At 55.7% G+C, this 20054-nt stretch carries 10 protein-coding genes; all 10 read right to left on the reverse strand.

The window, feature by feature from the left end:
- Window positions 1–187: 187 nt before the first annotated feature.
- Window positions 188–2161 (reverse strand): PulJ/GspJ family protein, encoded by a 1974-nt coding sequence (locus tag Poly24_RS07710; protein ID WP_145092855.1) that lies wholly within the window; start codon window positions 2159–2161, stop codon window positions 188–190.
- A gap of 5 nt (window positions 2162–2166) precedes the next feature.
- Window positions 2167–7941: a hypothetical protein gene (locus Poly24_RS07715; protein ID WP_145092858.1), complete on the reverse strand. Its 5775-nt coding sequence runs from the start codon at window positions 7939–7941 to the stop codon at window positions 2167–2169.
- A 59-nt stretch (window positions 7942–8000) separates the two neighbouring features.
- Window positions 8001–9227 carry a type IV pilus modification PilV family protein gene (locus Poly24_RS07720; protein ID WP_145092860.1) on the reverse strand — a complete coding sequence of 409 codons (1227 nt, stop codon included), beginning with the start codon at window positions 9225–9227 and terminating at the stop codon, window positions 8001–8003.
- Window positions 9228–9242: 15 nt separating this feature from the next.
- Window positions 9243–10517, reverse strand: a complete 1275-nt coding sequence (locus Poly24_RS07725; protein ID WP_145092863.1) for a prepilin-type N-terminal cleavage/methylation domain-containing protein — start codon at window positions 10515–10517, stop codon at window positions 9243–9245.
- 3 nt (window positions 10518–10520) lie between these two features.
- Window positions 10521–11663 carry a type II secretion system protein gene (locus Poly24_RS07730; protein ID WP_145092866.1) on the reverse strand — a complete coding sequence of 381 codons (1143 nt, stop codon included), beginning with the start codon at window positions 11661–11663 and terminating at the stop codon, window positions 10521–10523.
- Between the two features lie 4 nt (window positions 11664–11667).
- Window positions 11668–12777, reverse strand: a complete 1110-nt coding sequence (locus tag Poly24_RS07735; RefSeq protein ID WP_197452400.1) for a prepilin-type N-terminal cleavage/methylation domain-containing protein — start codon at window positions 12775–12777, stop codon at window positions 11668–11670.
- 390 nt (window positions 12778–13167) lie between these two features.
- Window positions 13168–14607: a type II secretion system F family protein gene (locus Poly24_RS07740; protein ID WP_145092872.1), complete on the reverse strand. Its 1440-nt coding sequence runs from the start codon at window positions 14605–14607 to the stop codon at window positions 13168–13170.
- Between the two features lie 101 nt (window positions 14608–14708).
- The gene (locus Poly24_RS07745) at window positions 14709–16421 is read right to left on the reverse strand and encodes a GspE/PulE family protein (protein ID WP_145092875.1); all 1713 of its coding nucleotides are present in this window, start codon (window positions 16419–16421) and stop codon (window positions 14709–14711) included.
- Between the two features lie 61 nt (window positions 16422–16482).
- On the reverse strand, window positions 16483–17589 hold the full coding sequence (locus Poly24_RS07750; protein WP_145092878.1) for a type IV pilus twitching motility protein PilT: 1107 nt from the start codon (window positions 17587–17589) through the stop codon (window positions 16483–16485).
- Between the two features lie 635 nt (window positions 17590–18224).
- On the reverse strand, window positions 18225–19979 hold the full coding sequence (locus Poly24_RS07755) for a GspE/PulE family protein (RefSeq protein WP_145092881.1): 1755 nt from the start codon (window positions 19977–19979) through the stop codon (window positions 18225–18227).
- Window positions 19980–20054: the final 75 nt, after the last annotated feature.

The following is a 20054-nucleotide window of genomic DNA, read 5'->3' on the forward strand; positions in this document are numbered from 1 at the left end:
AACATTTTGTAAGCCACCGAGCAATACACAAGGCTGCGCAAGCTAGTTGCGAACAATCTCCGAAACCGTCATCTGTTTGACATAGGTCTGCTACGGATCTTCGATCCGTAGCAGGATCTGAATCGCCTCGGGTGCCTGAGCAAACGGCGGATCGACACCAACCCCAAGCTACTGTTCGATTAATGGGCTACAGATTTTCCGAAACTGTCAACTGTCGAATCTGCCGACTTCTCTTGTCTTCGATTCGCAGCGTAACTTGGATGGCAGCGGGCTGCGATTGAAAAGGCGGAACTGCACTTCCCATCGCGTCGAGTTCACCCGCGATAGGTGCCCTAGGAACGGTGCCTGTCGGAATGGGCCAAACCATCGTGTTGTACGTAGTGTCAAATTCAAACGGGAAGCCTTCGGAATACTCCACAGACCACGTGTCAAACACAGGTTGATACCAACGTGCCCCCCCTGTGACCGTCGAGTATCCGTATTTCCCTGACAGCCGTAGTGATCTCATGTGGTCGAGGGCGCCGGTATTGTCGTCGTACACAGCTCCACTGAACTCCGACTCGAGGAGAAGGCGAGCATTGACACCAACATTGGTCGGCATGGTTTGAATCATGGGATCCATCCGAGCCCGCACATTACCGCCACGCAACGTTGCGTAGCCCAGGTCGACAAATGCGCCACGAGAGATCAGCAGCGGATCGTTATTGGCTGCACCTGTCGGATGATTCTGCGCCGACCGGACAGCGATCGAACTATCGTCGGTTCCATCCCAATCGAGATTGGCATCGAAGAAATACCGATATCCTGGATCGTTTGGCGTGATCAAGACGTCGTCGCTATTGGCTTCACCCATGAATTGCCATGAACCGGCTCCGGTCTGATTGTTTCCTGGATTGCCATCGTCTCCCGGCAGCATGACCAATGCTGTGCTGCGATCGAACAACTTTACGTCAAAACCAAGCATGTCGTCCAACACAACATCTTCGCCACGTCGGTCGCCGCCCCAGCCCGCGGGCATCGCGTACCCGTAGGTTGTTGTTTGACTGGTTAGATCCGCGGCCGTTTGTGGGACCTGATATTCTTGTTTGAGTCCCAAGGCGAAATCGGGAAGCAAGAAGCCTTGCAGAAGGTGTGGACTTCCAAACGCCCAGGCTGGGTTGGTGTTTGCTCGAGCGACTCCGGAGGCAGCGGGCGTTGGCAGTGCGGACAATGCACTGGGATTCCCCATCGCCAGCAACGGCAAAGTTGACTTGGCAACACCGGTGGTCGGCAATGGCATCCGAACGTGCGCAAACCTATTTTCAGGCCGCGACAGGTCCTTCAACGAGTTCGCGCGAATCTCGGTTCGTGGTTGGTCCCAGCCAATTGAACCCGAAAGTGCTGACTGTGTTATGCGCGAGACCGAGAGGTCGCACATTTGATGAATCTTGGCCATCCCCGTAAGCCATCCAGCAGTTGCAATATTGTTGGCCCATGCGCCAGCCTGATACGCTGCGGGCAGCTGGAGATAGGGTTCGCCCCAAGACATCGTGTTGTTGTTAAGATCGGGGCGGATCAGTAGCACTCGACGATGCAATTGCAGTCGATTGGGGACCGGGACCGCGGTCGGCAACGTTCCACTAACGGGCAATGGTGGAATCGTATCGATCGAAAACGCTCCGCCGGTTTCGTTGTAGGTAGGACCGATCCAGTAGATGATCTCCGCATACTCGGACCGGATCGTAACCGGTGTCATATCGGTTCCCGTCCCATCGGCGATAAACTTCGGCACGCTTCCGGTGAAGTAGGCGCCGGGAGGAGCTTGTGCGGTGAAGGCGATGTAGTCATCGAAATCGCCCCACTTTGAAACATCTTCGCGACCGATAGCCACCGAAGTCGTAACGTCGGCAACGGGCCCTTCGTAATAAACGAAGTAGCCGTCTTCTTGCCCGCGATCGAAGGAGATGTTTTGGACGGTGCGGTATTCGAGATCGTTCCGCAACTGCATCGCGACGCCACGCAGTTTGGTGCTCAGGCCGACCTCAACCGTCGTCTCGCGAATCCGCGTTCCAATCACGCTAAATGTCTGCGCCAACCCTGCCATGATCAGCAGGGTCACGGTCATCGCGATCAACATTTCGACCAGGGTAAAACCCCGCTGTTTTCTATCTTTGACAAACATCAGGCTCAGTCCAAATTTCGTGAATGAATAATGGCGCGTTTGGCCGATTCCCCGTCGCCTGGTTCGTAGCGAACAGGAATCGTGCGATCGATGATGTAGAACGATCGATAACGACGGTCCTCGCCAATATCGGCACCGTATTCGTCCGCAGGGTCACCATTGGCATCGATGTTGAACAAACCAATCGTTGTCCAAACGGCAAACACCTGGGAGTTCGAATCGGTCAGATTCGGCAATCGTGTGATGCCCAAATTGCGATGGAATTGGCTGCGCGTATTCGAAATGGCGCGTACCGTGTCGTCATCGTTGCGACGAAACAGCGGTTTGGTCGCCGAGGCTGGATCTGGACGCAAAAGTCCCGTGCTCAACGGAGTACCGTTTTGCATCGTCGTTGAATACGATGGTGTGTTAGTTGATGCGTCATAGTTGATCACCAACGGCCCAATACCAGCAAACCCGGAAGGCTTAAAGGCTCCCGCAAATTGAGTCGGGCGTGTTCCGTCCAAATAGGGCGATACCGAAACAGTAGACGTTGCTGGAACAGCATAGCCACGCCGACTTTCAATGTATGAACTCCAAAACGCAGGAGCGTCACTTTCAGTCTCAGCGGTTGTCGAATAGGGCTGCATCAGATCGAGAAACGTGCTTCGGCTCTGCAACGTATTCAGGTTGATCTTGCCAGCCCGACCTGCATTCGGTTTCCAGTTAAATGGCGGACGCAGGATTTCGAACGGAACGAGATCGCGGAAGTCAAACACATTTGTGTAACTATTAACTTCAGGAGGCCAGGTCTGCGCCGCGCTTTGGATCGGACCAAGGTAATTACCCGGATGAATCATTTCGTGCCGATAATCAAACGGATCGGGGGTTCCTACCCACTCGAGGATCCGACCGAAGTTGGGACTGTTGCTGAAATCAGGATCCGACGCTAAGTAATTGAACAAATGGCCGAACTCTCCACGATACACTTCGGGACCCTCCGGTGATCCGTTCGCTGTCGCGGCGGGGTTATAAGTGTCATACATTGAATCGAGCATAGCAGCCGTCGAAAACTTTAGCATTAGCCGAGAACTACTGGTCATCGGAACATGCATGATTTCGTACGGCGATGCAAACGGCCGATTGTTCCACGTCATCCATGGAAACGGTCGGGTTGCCGGGGCACCTACATATCGCAATAGCTGACTCGACGGGCTACCCGGATTTTGAACCCAACGTGGTCCAAAGGATGCGTTCAAATACCCAAGCGTTGACGATGCTGTTCCCGCCGTAGGATTATCCTGCGGCCCACTGTTCAATATGTCGTGCGCGAAGTTCGATGTCGAAAGTGCGATTTCAGACGTTGTGCCCGGCACGCGGGTCCCGTACGAGTAGATGTTATTGTGCCCCATCCCCTCATTCAAAACCGAATCTGCGGCAGTGATATCCCCATCGCCGTTCGAGTCGTAGTGCCAAAAGTCGACTCCGTTTTTATAACGGGAGGCAAAACGTTCATCCGGCGCGGTTGTATACGGATTTGGATCCGAAGGATCAATCCAGCCTGGTGTCCCAGATTGGTCGTTTTCCTGCTTGTTCTTCTCTTCTCCGTTGAAAACGGTCAGATCCAACGGCATCCAATCGACCGTCAGGTAAGGGTTGGTGGTCGCGTTGTACGGCATGGTTGGATCGGCCAACCGCTGCAGGTACGCGGTCTTGTAATTCAACCGAGTTCCTGTCTTTTGCCCATCCGTGAAATCGTTCGCGAGTGGCGCCCATGATCGCTCGTCAAACGGTTGGTCGGGCAAGCTGTTGGTTGGGGTTTCTTCATCGACATATGCGTCAAATGGATACGTATTGTCCGAACCTACCAGTCGATATTGGGGTTCGGGATAGTAGGTCGTCTCCCATGGACCGGGTTCGGAAATGTTGACTCCAATTCGTTCCGGCGCTGTCGTTGCAGCATTCGCCCAGGTCGCAGGAACTGGCGCCGATGCGATGATTCCCACCACGTCGCGAATCTGTTCACTGTAAGTTGGCGTGATCATGGCACCGGTGGTGTCTCTAGTTTCAATCGCGGTCGGGGTCAACGTGATCGATTGGGGACTCGCATAGCTGCTGTAGTTTAAGCCTACAGGTGTCGGAACGTTTTGAGCTCCGATTGCAGTAAACGTTCGAGAACCGATCACGGCATACTGCCCTCCTCCCAACAGAATCCCGTCAGGCGAATAAGTCGTGTCGGTGTTAAAGCTGTAGAACACCTTAGGCGTGCCACCAGCGGTTTTGGAATCGTCGGGAAGTGTAACCGCAGTCGGGTCTTGAGATGTCATCCAAATCACGCGGTCGAACTTGAACGCAGGATCCTGCCGATATGGGAAGTGCGAAGTGGCATCGATTTTTGGAATGAACTGTTCCACATCAGCTGCTGCCAACAAGTCGTTTTTTGAGGCTGCAGAATCCTGCAAACGCGTGACCGGACTAACTTGAGGGTCATTGTTATCCGCGGTTGCATCCGAACTGTGGTTCGGGGTGATTCCAATTCGCCAAACGGGATTGTTGTCGGGCGCTTTTGCCGACAGATTCAAATAACGCGTGTCGGGAACCGAGTCGGCATCGGTATCGACAGCTGTGTAGAGATCGCTTGGAGCAGCCCACGGGTTGGCTGGATCGGAGCTGGTGTCGAATTTTTGCGGCGATCGCGGACAAAACAATTCCAAGATCGTTGTCCCTTGGGGAATCCGATATTGATCGACGTCATCATCGTTGTCCCCCCAGTCATCCATTGTAGGATCGGGCAGACGCTTACTCATGTCGCCCGAATCAAATTCCGAATCTTTGACTCGGCGATCGTGGAAGTTGAGCGACTCGGTCAACAACAATTCCGCCGCTTCCATACCCCAGACGACGCCTCGTGGCGTTGCACTGCCATCGGGTTTTGTGTCGTTGGTTGTGTTTAGATCTCCGTCGACATCCCATCCGTCGTACGGATCGACGTCGTATTCGAATCCGGTCATGATGCTGTCGCCGTCGCGGAAGTCGACGACGTTCACCGCCCACTGGGCCAAGCGCCATGCGCGATATTCGGCTTCGGTCGCCGCATGTCCAGTGGTTGTCGATCGATAATCAAAGGACGTATCCGTCGCTTCATCACGGGTGACAAACATCGCCAAGCAGTACAGGTGACGCGCGAGAAGAGTGCGACTGTTCCGCGAGATCTCTTCCGGAGTCAAGTCGGCGGGCATGTTGCTGCCAGATCCAGTCGTCCATTGCGTGTTGACAATCGATCCAGACGTCGCATCGATCGCTGGATAAAACGATTCGATCGCAGCCAGAATCTCTTGCGGGTCATCGACAACACCGTCGCCATCGGTATCGATTCCGTTGCCAATCGGACGGTTCAAATTCAGTCGTTGTCCCAATCGCAACTCGGGAGCAATCACCGACCAGAATCGCATCTGTTCTTCATTCAGCGAACCTGAGGGGGTATGCCCCTTTTCCAGAATTCGCAAGAAGTGATTCGTCAACCAAGTGCTAGCGTTTTCGGTTGCCGAACTCCGCCATTCAGCCGGCATCGTGGTTGGTGGTAGTTCCAACGACTCGCTGCGGGTCGTGAACCCGCGACGCACGATATCCGCTCGGCTTGCCAAGTCGGTTTGGATGATCGACGTGAGGCGATCGGCGGCACTCTCGTCTCGATTCAGTACCACATCCAAATCGGCTTCGGAATAAGGAAGGTCCAAATAGACTCGGTATCGCGAAGCCATCTCGTAGGGATCGTTTTGTCGCTCATCCAACGTGCGAGAGTTGACTGGATACGCGGCGGAAACCGAAGACGGTTGCGTCACCGTCATCGAGAAACCATCGAAAAGAGGTTGCCCAAAAATTCCGATCGCTACCCGACCACGGCCCCATACATCCAGGGGACTACCGTAGTGCGAAACACCAAAATGCGTCGTCGGACGACCTGTTTCGCGAAAGAATCCTGTAAGGTCGTTGTCTAACAGATAGTTTTGCGAGGACACTCCCGACTGCCCAGGAACGAAAGTCCCGTGACTGTCATCGTACCGGTCCCAAGCCAACCTCACTCGGGAGTTAGGAAGCGTTCCGACTTCCGTGGTTCCGTTTTTGTAGCCAAGTGGGATTTCGGCAGGCCCGTATCCAAAGCCAGATGGAACGTCGCCGACGGTTCGGGTTTCAGGAGTAGGGCTTGGATACGCGCCTGAGAGTCCCTGGGCAATGGCTCCCTCAACGACTTTCGATACGTCCGCGTATCGTCCAGCATGATTGATGTCGATTCGACCACCGAGGTCTTCGATGCGCACGGCAACCATCGGTTTTACACGCGTCCCGTCGGGCATCGTTGCCGTTGGCAAGCCCCCGTCGATCCAAACACTGTCGTTGATGCCGTCACCGTCGTTGTCGACATCCCAGGGTCCAGTAGCGATCGCAGTCGCAAGGCTTTGAATATCCGCGGCGATCGTCGCAACCGATTGGCTGAAATCGATATCGACGTTTAACGCTGCTGCCCCACCGGAGAAACTGTCGTACCTATCGTCTGCACCGTCGTTGTGCCGCAGCGGACGCAGATTGCATTGAACCAGCATCCGATGAATCGTCTGTAGTTGTGGTACTGTGAGCGAATTCAATGGTGTGTTGTAATAGTTCAACACATAGTTGATGATCGCGGGGCGGACAAACGATGGCGCGGGCAATTCGGTCGATGGAGCATCGACCGGAAAGTGTGCCAAGAACCAGTCGTTATAGTCGGGGACGTCAAAAGGTTCGTTAGCATCACCAAGCAAGTTTGGCGCGTTTGCCGTTGTGAGATAACTGCCGTAATTGCCCATCAAGGCGACCGAGGCATCGGCACCAAATGTTGCGTTAAGGTTTCTCGCTGTCTGGTTTAGATTGTACGTGCCGCTGCGACTCATCCAGCCCATGCCAGGGCCGTTCAGCCGGGTTCCATTGACGTAAAATTTGTAACCCACGTCATCGGATCCAACAGCCGCAGCATAGTACGGCGAATCGGGACCGGCTCCCCATAATTGATTGGCGCCTTTGGAGTAGAACAAAACTGAGGGGTGACTTTGAGTGGTACTCGAGGGAAGATCGAGCCACTTAGAGAGCGTCTTGACTTCATCGTCGATGGTAATCAGATTCTCGAGGTAGGGTTCGACGTCGACAACAATGCGTCCGTTCAACCGGTATTCATCTTCGATGTCGTCCGTCCCTGCGCCCGCCACGCCTCTGTGATCGCCAAAGTACCGTACAATCAACAACGGCAAACCCTCTAACGGGCCTTCCTCAAAAGTTAGCACCCGACCGTTAAAATGATCGTCGAGCGCAAAACGAGCTCCTAGGTACAAGCGAGTGGAGAAGCTGACGTACTTCTTTCCCAAGTGAGGCATGGGACGGACTGCATCACGGCGTGCAGCCGACCAACTGCCAAGCCCAAATGCTGACGGTTCCAAGCAACGAAGAACCGTGTTGCCGCTAATCTGGTACGTAGGGTTATCTGGTGACAACGCGCCACGATAGCCATAGTAGTCTCCCAACATGTCGTGTCCCCAGAACGCGCTGCCGGGGGCAGCACTTCCCGCGAGCACTTGTTCGATCGTTCGTTCCCGGAAAACTTGGGGATCAAACGAACTCGACTCTCTACGTGCGATCGCTTCGGATGCGTACCGCGATTGAGATGTAAACAGCAGGAACGTCATGGCCAGGATGCTGAACAACGCCAGCATGCCGAGCACAACCAACAGGATGATTCCTGAACGTTTCGAGGGTTGTACGATGCGAGTCATGAGATGCCTCTGTACGGAAAGTTCACACGGAGAAAAGGAGACGAGAGGAGTTTGTAAGTTTACAGCGTGATTTCGATTTCTTTGACGGCGATCGCGTTTTCGACGATCGTCATGTGCGTCGCGTTTGACGTCATATCAGGTTGTGGCCAATCGGGACCGACCAGCGATACAGTTCGCTTCCAACCGCCAGTGAAACTTGTCGAAGGAGATGGCTCGGATACGTTATTGACTTCATACCAAACGTGTACGGCTGGTAGAGATGGATTGAAATTGCGTTGCGACAACATTACCCACTGTCCCGCCTTGATCGAATCGTTCATGTCGGTCGATGCTTCGACCGTAACCGATCCGCCCAGACCTCCAACAAAGCCGATTGCTCCGGTTATCAACGCAAGTCGTTCGTTGGTCGCGTTCGATTCGGCATCTGCACTGACTGCGTAATTCAGCGGCGATGTAGAGGTCAGCGGGTTGCTTGGATGGGGAACAAACACACGGTCGCGAATGATCACCACCGACAACTTCATCGCACCGGCGGCAATCACGGAATTCGATGGCGTCACCGTTGCAATCCATGAATAGTGCCCCTCGGCCAGCCGTCGCACTGCGATGTTCGACGCAGCACCAACCTGAGATGTGTACGCGATTTGTTGTGGGTAGAGAGTTGGATCGTCAGGAAATTCCATTGAGAGCGAGTCGTCGTTCTGAAACACGCTTTGGATCGCGCCGCCAATTCGCCGCGAAAGTGCTGGGCTGCCTGTGATGATCTCGGGAAAAACTCTCCATAACCGGGGGAACTGATTTGGATCGCCCGTTGGCATCGCTGTAGCGTTGGGCGAAACGGCTGGCGAGTAATCGGAATCGTAGTACGGAAACACGCCCGCGTGGAAACCGTTGACACTCCCGCTGGTATCGCGATAGGAGAGTGCATGGTTCAAAAACCATGGGTCGATACAAAACGATGGTGTGGTCCCAACCTGAAAACCGGCTGCGGGGAAATTTCCGGGCTCCCGCCGCGGCCGATTGCGCAAATAATCGGAACCTAGCCCCGGAGTTTCATCGTTTACAAAAACCAAATCTTTGGGTTCGAGGAACTTCGACGAATTGATCAATGCAACAGCATGCGATGCATAGACCGTGCCGATATCGTTCTCGAGCGTTTGACGAGCGTAGTTCGCAGCGACGGGGATTACCGAAGCGATTCCCAACAAGCCAATCAACATGACTCCCATTGCGAACATCACTTCGATCAGCGTAATGCCGTTGCGTTTCTGAGTGGATTTTGACATAGGGCTTATCCGTGATTAGATCTTTTCTCGCGACACGTGCATCAGGGCTGAAATGCCGTTGTGCATTTCAGCTGGCGTTTTTTCAGCTGCCTGCAGGCCGCTGTCTCGCACGCTGGCGATCGGATTAGGAGTCTGAGTGGTCACTTCTCCAGAAACACCATTGATGACAACCCAGACCGATTGCAGGTCAAAGGCTGTGGCTTGTTCCTTGGAACTAAGCGACATCGGGTCGGCGACGTCGGTTAACCCTTCTCGCCCGACCATCAGGTAGATATCGGAGTTCACCAAGTGATGCTGCATTCGGATAGCTTTCGAGCCTGGAGCCCCATATAACTCGCCATAGATGACCGAATAAACCGTTCCGTTAGGAGCAAACAGAATGTAGATGTCGCCGTACGGATAAGTCCGAGCGGACGCCACTACCGGAGAAGTCCCCGCCGTGTCGTACGCTGCAGTCGATGTTGCACCGCGAGTGAGATCGTATCGATGCTCGATTTCCATCGGTGAAAACTGGCATGCCGACAGACGTTGATGACTCCCAAACGCTGTGCCGTAATCTTTCACCGAGGCATCGCCGCGACGATATCCCGAAAAGGTGAGGTCGATCATCGTCCCGGTCTGCAAGTACAACGGCAACGATGCGGTCTCGCGAAATCGAGAGATCGAATAACCTCGTGTTGCACTGCTGCCAGCACCCACCGCTACATCGGAGACGACCGATGGATCGACAGGTACGACTTGAAGACTGACGAGGTTGGCCGGTGTCGATGAATCATATGTCACTTGACGGATTTGAAAGTTGACGTCGGAGTCGTCGAACTGAATCGTATCGCCAACGACAACAAAACCAGGAGGCGGCGTTCGAATGACGTCGTTACCGTAGACCGGATCCGTCCCATCGGTATTGGGGAACTGCACGATCCGAATCGAGGCATCATAAGTACCCGGAGGCGTAATAAGTGCAAAGGCATCGGATTCGTCGCCCGAGTAAGACGATGCCAACCGACAGTATCGCAACTCGATACTGCGGGCACTTTCGAATCCGCTGATCCCCGATCGCTTGATCACGACTCCGTAGGGCTTGCCGGTGTTCACGGCACGCGCTCGCGCGGTGTCGAGATAAGAACGAACCAGCGACGCGGTGCGGGTTGCTTTCTGATCGCGAAGCTGGTCGCGGACCGTCGGCAAAGCGATCGCTGTCACCAAGGTGATGATCGACACAACGATCAACAGCTCGACCAGCGTAAAGCCGATTCGGAAATTTCGTCTTTGTTGTTGCATCTGAGACATCGCCTAAAGCTCCGAACTGATGATGTTGTCAACCGCAGCGTCGTATCCGTCGCCATCCAGATCCGCCCTTGAACCAACGCCCTCGAAACCACCCTTCGTGTAATCGTTGTCCGCGTCCGCTAAATCTGTGTTGACGTAATAAGGATCAATCTCGTTCAGGCCACCAAAAACGATGCGAAACTGTGCGCCGACATAACTAATTTCCACTGTAGAATTAGGGTCTGTTCCGTTAAGGAAACGGGTGTCGAACTCACCATCAGGTCCTGCCGACACGACTAGTGGTTGAAGATTAAACGGATCGGGAAAGCTAGTGTCACGATAACGCAAGCTTCCATTGAGCAAATCGAAACCGTCTGGACCAAAGTCTGTGACGGGATCGGTCTCACTGATGCCAACCCAATAACCAGCTGGCCAACGCGCCCAGGCGATTGGAGTCCCCCAAGGGTCGACGATCTCGGGCATGCTGTCGCCATCGGTATCGGCGATCTCCGAGGGACGAAACGCATCGAGCGCAGGGCGACCGGCAAAGTTCATCGCCGAAAGGATCAGATACAAACACTCAGCCGACTGATGTTCGCGAGTCCACAGGTCATCATCGGTAGTCGATGGCGGCAAAGGGTCCATCCCCCCCGGAAAAACATCGGCATAGACCGCCGACGCGGGAAGTTTCCCCAACGCGACGTACGTCTGTACGACTCGTTCTCGGTAGATATCGAACAAGGGGACTGTTACTGAATCTGCTGTTGCGGCTGCATAGGTTCCCGGGGCCGTCCGAACGGCGGTTACCCAGGTTTGGGCTGGACTTGCCAAGTCGGTTATCCGGTCAGGCATCTCAATACGCATGCGATCGCGTAACAATGCTAAACGGACGCGTGCTCTCTCCCTAGATGCTTGTCTTTGCTTCGTGCCACCAATGGATACAGGCATTTGCATGACCATGTAGTCATCCCAGCGATGCAACAGAATCTCGCGAATCTTGGCGACTTGCAATTTCGCGCGGGCACGTCGGGCGTCGCCTTGAGCACTGCTAAGTGCCATGCCAATCATCGTCGCCATAATCCCAAGCAGCGAGATGGCGACCAATAACTCAACAAGTGTAAAACCACGTCGTGGCCGGATATTGGAGATTTGTTGGCGAACTATCATGGGACTACTCCAGATCCGATTCGAGGGTCGTCGATGAGAAGTTCGTGACGTTGTCTTCCTGGAAATTGGTTGGGTCGGGTGTGTAGAGGTAGTTGCCAACACCAGCAACCAATCCGGAATTCAAATTGAACCCGGTACCGGCAGGGAAGATATAAGCCATCGCTGGTGCGCTCGGGTCACCACCGTAGTGTTCGTCCTGCCCACCACTGACGATCTGGAAGCTGTCTCGATTGACAAAAAACAGTCCATCGTCAGGAATTGAACTCGTCGTGCCGGTGTTCACCAGCAGTGACTTGTAGGGCTTAGCAACACCCACGGAGCCTGCCGTAGGCTGGTAGACGTTTACAGCACGCGACGTTGTACCAAGACTGTATGTTCGCGAATCGAAGTAGACGAAAGGCAAAGAGGTTTCGTCATTCCTGCGGCGATAGACGGGGAAAAGGTCGGCGGTCACACCCGACGGAGCGGCCGGCGTGGCGTTGGGTGCAACCGTTGCACCCAGTGCCGCCGTGGAAGTATTCCAATAGAGCCCTTCGTCGGTCGAATAACCGAACACACCGTTCAGTCCCATCGTTAGGCGAACCTCGTCAAACTCGAACAGTCGGTTGTCTCGCGATGTGTTGTAGTGATAGGAATCCAAGTCGTCGACGTTGCCGGTCCCAACATAAACAAACGGACCGCCGCTTCCAGAAAAAGGAAACCGTGGATCGCTACTGAAACCGCCCAATGCAAACACCAGTGCTTCGGCACGATCGATGCCGTTGATCTGGAATGTCGTGGAATCGGTTGGATCGACAAAACACGCTTGGGATAGTAACCCCATGTCCTTAGCTGAGATCTTAGGAAAGGCGGTTCGATAGTGTCGCTGCACGACGGCCCAATCGGAGAAATCGGGAGGATAGTCGCCGTACTTGTCTCGATAGGCCTCCAATGCGAGCTCAACGTTCGTCAGTTCCACTTTCAACGCGCTGTCAATCATCCGGCTTCGCGCCGACACGACGCCGGCGGTCACCAAGCTCGCCAAAATGCCGATGATGATGATGACCACCAACAGCTCGATCAACGTGAACGCTGTGCGGGGGGGCTTGGTTCTGGGGCGGAGGGGATGGGACATGCGTTTTACCTGTGCCTGTGCCTGTTGCGTTTGCATCACTGGGTTTCCTCGTTCGGCCTCCGGGACGGTCCGTCGTTGGCAAGCTGCGGTTGGGGCCATCGATTAGGTCCACAGCTTGTGTCCAAGTCCACCAACGGTCGCGCTTTCGCTCGCTCGCCGATGCCTTAAACCGTTCTCTGTTTCTTTGACTTCACTTCCACGGGGCCCTCCCGCCTGCCGGCGATCAGCCCCGTCGCCCCTCCCGCGTCGGTTCAATCAACAGCGGTTCGCGGCGGCTTGGAATTTGCAACTTTTGGGTAAGCCTCCGACGGGGCCGGAGGGCTACCTTGATTTCGTTTGTCCTAGGCGCCCCCGACGGAGTCGGAGGGCTCGGTTTTCTCTTCGTTCGACTTAGCCCAGGCTGCTGATCAGCGAGACGAGGGGCATAAACAGGCTGACGACGATAAAGCCGACCACCAGGCCGAGGAACACGATCAACAACGGTTCCATCAACGCCATCATGCCGTCGGTCATTACGCGGACTTCTTCGTCGTAGGTATCGGCAACTTTGTAGAGCATCGTGTCCAGTTCGCCCGTCTCTTCACCCACGTCGACCATGTTGACCACCAGGTCGTCGACGACGCGCTCTTTCATCTTCATCAGGTACCACAAGACGGCGAACGTACATCCGCCGGCTGTGCCGCCAAACGCGATGCTTCGCAGCGTCTGGACCATCTCGGGGTTTTCACCCAGCTTGGTGTAGTTGGCGGTCAACGCGACCGACATCAACATGATCCCTGGAAACGCGCCCAAAAACGCCCAGAAGAAGGCAGCCATCGGGTGGAAACCAGGGGTGCTGTTTTCGGCCAGCGGTTTGCTGATCACTTCGCCCTGTCGGATCGATTCGGTGACTTTGGCAAACAGCCGCTCAAACATCGCGTTGCCGGAGGTCTCGCGGGTGATGTTGAGCGCCTCGAGAATCGGCACGCCGCTGGAGACCAACGTTCCCAGCGTTCGCGTCGTCCGGGCCAAAATGTTCTTTTCCAACAGGCCGCCGAAGATCGGGGCTTTGATGATGAACATGTCAAAGCCCATCCGCCCCTGTTTAAACTTGCGTATCAATTTCACGATGATGAACATACAGATCGGGATCACAACGATCAGGAACCCGTACCGCACGATGTAGTTCGACAGCGCGATCAACAACAGCGTCGGCGCGGGCAGCTCCAGATCAAACTCTTCGAACATCTGTTCGAACGTCGGCACGATCTTGATCATGATGAAGGTCACGATCGCACAAGCGACGAAGACGACGACGCAGGGATAGATCAACGCACCTTTGACTTTTCGTTTCAGCGATTCAGCCCGTTCCATAAAGTCGGCCAACCGCTGCAGGATCGTCTCCAACGCACCACCGGCCTCACCCGCTTTGATCATGTTGACGTACAAGCGGTTGAAGACCTTCGGACTCTTGGCCATCGCTTCGCTCATCGTCGAACCGCTCTCGATCTCTTCGCAGGTATCCAGCAGGGCGTTCTTCAGTTTGCCCGGCTTGGCGTTCGCTTCAAGGATCTTCAGACTGCGCAGGATCGGCAGCCCCGAATCCTGCAGGATCGACAACTGCCGCGTGAACATCGCGATATGTTTGGTCTTGGCGCCACCAAAGCCGCCTCCCCCGCGACGCTTCTTCTTCGCGGCGGCTTTGGCCGCTTGCTTCTTGACGGAGATCTTCGTGACGAAGTATCCCATCTGGCGAATGGTGGTTTGCGCCTCTTCTTCGTTCTGCGCATCGATCTCGTCCCGGATCTCTTGCCCGGTGGCGTCCATCGCTTCAAATAGATAGATAGGCATAGGGGAGGTCTATAGTTTGAAGGGTGAAGTAATTGGGTTTCGGGTGGCGTGCTATGGAAATGCCTGGCGTCGTAGGCCGCTGGCGGTGGTGTTGCGACCGGTCAGTGGTCGACGGTTTCGCGAACGACTTCTTCCAGCGACGTGACCCCTTTGTAGGCCAGCCCCATGCCGAAGGCGCGGAGCGTGGTCATGCCGTTGGATTCGGCGACGTCGCGAATCTCGTCGGTCGATGCGTTGGCCATCACCATCTCGCGGATCGTATCGTTCATGATCATCAATTCGAACAGCCCCACCCGGCCCTTGTAGCCGGTGTTGTTACATTTATCGCAGCCGCTGCCGCGGTAGAATTTGTGTTCGGCGACGTCTTGAGCCGACATCCCGATCTCGGCCAACAGGTCCAGCGACGCCGGCGCTTCTTCGCGACACTGGGTGCAGATCCGGCGAACCAACCGCTGCGCCAAGATCGCTTCCACCGTGGCGGTTAACAGGAACGTCGGCACGCCCATGTCTTTCATACGGGTGATCGTGCTGGGGGAATCGTTGGTGTGCAGGGTGCTGAAGACCAAGTGACCTGTCAGTGCCGCTTGCACGGCGATCTCAGCCGTCTCCAGATCGCGAATCTCACCGACCAGGATCCGGTCGGGATCCTGCCGTAGGATCGCCCGCAGACAACTGGCAAACGTGACTCCCGATCCAACGTCGATCGGGATCTGGATGATTCCATCGATGTCGTATTCCACCGGATCTTCGGTCGTGATGCATTTTTCGTCGATCGTGTTCAGTTCGGACAGGGCCGAATAGAGCGTCGTCGTCTTGCCGCTACCCGTCGGTCCGGTGACCAAGATGATGCCGTTGGGTTTTTCGATCGCTTTGCGAAACGGCACCATCACGGTGTCGTCCATGCCGACATTTTCGAGACTCAACGAAACGACCGAGCGGTCGAGGATCCGCATAACCGTCGATTCGCCAAACATCGTTGGCATCACGCTGACGCGAAGGTCGACCGGGTGGCCACCGACCATCAATTCGATCCGGCCGTCTTGCGGCATCCGGCGTTCGGCGATGTCCAGGTTCGCCATCACTTTGATCCGCGTGGTGATCGCGAAAGCCAAGTGGCGCGGCGGTGGGACCATTTCGTAAAGGACCCCTTCGGCTTTGATCCGGATGCGGAATTCATCTTCGAAGGGTTCAAAGTGGATGTCGCTGGCGTGGTCTTTGATCGCCAACAGCAGGACCATGTTCAGCAGCTTGCGGACCGGCGCCGAGTCGGCCAACGCTTCGGCATCGGTAATGTTGAACTTGTCGGACTCCAGCGCCGAGATCGCCGCCTTCAAGTCGTCGTCGTCCTCGAGCGCCGCGATCACCTTTTCGACGCTTTCGGATTCGCTGTCGAAGTACCGCGTCATCGCGGTCATGATGTCCCGTTCGGTCGAGACGGCCATCCGGATGTCGTACCCCAGGAAGGTTCGCAGTTCATCCTGAATCGAAAGGTTTTGCGGATCGCAGGTGGCGACGGTCAGCGTGCTGCCGTCGAATTTGACGGGGATCACGCGGTACAGCTGGGCCATCGTCTCGGTGACCATCGCCAGCACTTCCGGCGGCAGTTCGACATCCTGCAGCTGAACCGTCTGCATGTTCATCTGCTCGGCCAAGCCCTGGGCCACCTGTTCGTCGGTGACCAGTCCCATGTCTTCCGCGATCCGCCCTAACAACGCGCCCGGTTGCTGTTGCTGCTCCTCCAGCACCACCTCCAACTGTTCGTCGGTGAGGAAGCCAAGGTCGACGAGGATCTGTCCGATTTTTCGTGTAGCCACAGGTCTTCGGCTTGAGGTTCGAGGAATGAAAAGGGAACTTGTTTATTCGTTTGCTCGTGTGTTATTCAGGCGAGGACTCGCCGTCTTCGCCGCCGCCTTCGCGCCGGGCTTCGACGATCCGCTTGGCCAAGTCGTCCGGACGGTGCGATTTGCCGAGCACGTCTTCGACGGTGACCAGCCCACCGGCCCACAGGTTGTAAAGCGCGTCGTCCATCAACTGCATGCCAAACTTGGCACCGGTTTGGATCGCCGAATTGATCCGGAAGGTTTTGTTCTCGCGGATCAGGTTGGCGATACCTGGGGTGACGATCAATGTCTCGTAAGCAGCACAACGGCCGCCGCCGATTTTCGGCAACAGCGTCTGGGCGACCACACCGATCAGCGACGAAGCCAATTGGGTGCGGACCTGGTCCTGCAAGTTACCTGGAAAAGCGTCGATGATCCGGTTGACGGTTCCCTGAGCACTGTTGGTGTGCAGGGTGCCAAACACGATGTGACCGGTTTCGGCGGCACTGATCGCCGCTTCGATCGTCTCCAGATCGCGAAGCTCGCCGACCAGGATCACGTCGGGATCCTGCCGCAATGCGCGGCGGATCGCTTCGGAGAAACTGGGCACGTCGACGCCGACTTCGCGTTGATTGATCGTGCTTTCAATATGTTCGTGGTAGAACTCGATCGGATCTTCAATCGTGATGATGTGATGATCGACGGTCTCGTTCAGGTAATTGATCAGACTGGCCAGTGTCGTACTCTTGCCGCTACCGGTCGGCCCGGTCACCAAGAACAGCCCGCGGGGGCGTTGCACCAGTTTGATGATCGCTTCGGAGAGCCCCAGTTGTTCGGGAGTCAATTTGTCGTTGGGGATCTGCCGCAGCACCATCGAGATGAAGCCGCGCTGCTTGAAGACCGAGACGCGAAACCGCGCCATGTCGCCAAAAGCGAACCCAAAGTCGGTGCTACCGGTCTCCTGAAGCTCACGCTGACAGCGGTCCGGCGTGATACTTTTCATCAACGCCACAGTGTCTTCGGCCTCGAGCACCTTGGTCTCCAGTTTCCGCATCCGGCCATGCAGTCGAAAAACGGGAGGTTGGTTGACCACGATGTGGATGTCGCTGACACCTTGCTTTACCGCTGCCTGCAGCAGCTTATCAATCAGAACGGTTGCCATACCTAGGTAGTTCCTCGCGCTGTGGCGAATCGGTCCACGCGTCAGTGGTGAACCCATCAACAATCGACGCCCCCAAATGGGGCTCTGCTATAACTTCACGATCTTCGATTTGAACGGTTGACGATGTCTCGGCGTTGGAATCGCCGGAATATAAAACGAGTCTGATTGCCCGCGATCGCAATTAAAAGCGAATGTCGGATCAACCAAAGGAATGTTGGATTATTAGATAAGCAGCCATGTCGGCTGTGGTGGTATTATCACCTCGGGCAACCGGTTAGACAAAGAAACGGATCCCAGCTGCGATTTTTGAGCTGCGGAGCCCAACGCTGAGGATCCCCCTAAAAGAACCAAGCTGGCGGCATCGCGATGGAGCGATCGGACGGATCGTGCCCCGCAATTTCCGTCCGCTGCCAGGCCGCCCCTGTCGTCTGGGCAGCAAATCCGCTGCAACCGGAAACCGAACCGCCTGGGGGTTGCGAAAAAGAAGGCCAATGCGAATTAAGTCGCCATTGGCGATGCGAGCTGGATGGGCGTCTGCGCCGCTCCGCCCGAGCCAACCTGCCCCCGTCGCACCCTCCGGCTGGTCGCCGGAGCGGCGAGGGGATCGTCGTCGCAAACGCTAGCAATTTCGCGGACTAGAAGTCTTCGGTAAGCAGCTGCTGGATCGCCAAGTGATCCTGTTCGGTCTTCTTTGCGACCCGATAAACCTCTTCAAACGTGGTGATTCCACGCATGATCTTACGGATTCCGTCGGCATACAGCGTGGTCATGCCGTTTTCGATCGCCGCTTTGCGGATATCCTGCGAACTGCGGGCCTGGAACATCATCTCGCGGATCGTGCTGCGGACCAGCATCAGTTCGTAAATACCGATCCGGCCACGGTATCCACTTCGCTGGCAATGGGCGCATCCTTTGCCCTTAACGAATTCCGCCTTCTTCGCCAATTCCGGCGGGATGCCGGCGTCGCGGATCAGGCTCTCTGGCGGCTTGTAACGTGTCTTACATCGCGGGCAAACCGTCCGCACCAGCCGCTGGGCGAGGACCGCAATCACACTGCTTGCCACCAGATAGGATGGTACACCCATGTCCATCATCCGTGTCGCAGCACTGGGCGCATCGTTCGTGTGTAGAGTACTGAATACCAAGTGTCCAGTGAGAGAAGCCTGGATTCCCATCGAAGCGGTCTCGTTGTCACGCATTTCTCCGACCAGGATGATGTTGGGTGCCTGCCGCAACATGGCCCGAATGATCAGCGCGAAATCGAGTCCGATGTTGTGCCGCACCTCGCACTGATTGATCCCCTGCAGGTAGTATTCGACCGGGTCTTCCGCGGTGATGATCTTGCGGTCAGGGCGGTTCAGCGCGTTGAGCGATGCATACAGGGTGGTCGTCTTTCCCGACCCCGTTGGGCCGGTAACGAGGATGATGCCGTTGGGGCGTTTGATCAGCGATTGGAAATTGCGGAAGTCGCGCTCGGCGAGACCTAGCTGGCGAATACCCACCTTAATGTTGTCGCGGTCCAACAGTCGCATGACCGCCGATTGCCCGTGGTTGGTGGGGATGATGCTGACCCGCAAATCGAGTTCTTTATCCCCCACGGTGATCTTGATCCGCCCGTCCTGCGGTTTCCGCTTCTCGGCGATATCGATTTTGGAGAGGATTTTGATGCGGGACATCAACGCCATCAGCATCCGGCGGGGGGGGCTATCCCGCTCAACGAGCCGGCCGTCGATCCGGTAGCGGATCCGCACGCGATCTTCAAACGGTTCGACGTGGATGTCCGAAGCCCGCAACTGCACCGCTTCGGCGATCATCAGGTGCACCAATTTGACGACAGGCGGGCTGGCTTCGTCGAAGATCTCGTCGACATCCCCCCCCGAATCCTCTTCGGTCTCGGTGAAGTCGATCGCTGTATCGGTAAATTCCTGCAACATCGAGTCAGCCGATTCACCTTCGACCTGACCGTAATAGCGGTTGATCGCTTCTTGAATCGAGGTCTTCGGGGCGAGCGCCGTTTCGACTTTACGGTTCAGAATGAACCGCAATTTTTCGACGGTCTCGAGATCGAAGGGGTCGCTGATCAGGACTTTAAGAACATTCTCATCCCCCCCGATCGGCAGGACGTTGTTTTCACGGGCGACCGATTCGGGGACCAATTCGATCACGGTCTCGTCGATTCGCACTTCGCTGAGGTTGATGTATTCGAGCTTGTGAAAGTCGGCTAGCGCCTTGGTCGATTCCTCCGGCGTCGCATACCCCAGTTTGTCCAGGGCTTCACTGATGTGCAGCCCCGAATCGCGGGAGATTTGCAACGCTTCGTTGAGTTGGTCGATGCTGACGATGCCCCGTTGGAGCAGGAGGTCGGTGAAGTTGCGTTTTGGGCCAGCCATGAAATCCCTCGTAGCGTTTCGGATCCGATGAGCGACGGTGCACTTGCACAAGACGAGCGCCCGGAGTGTGCTTCG

This window comes from Rosistilla carotiformis (genome assembly GCF_007753095.1).
GTDB classification, from domain to species: Bacteria; Planctomycetota; Planctomycetia; order Pirellulales; family Pirellulaceae; genus Rosistilla; species Rosistilla carotiformis.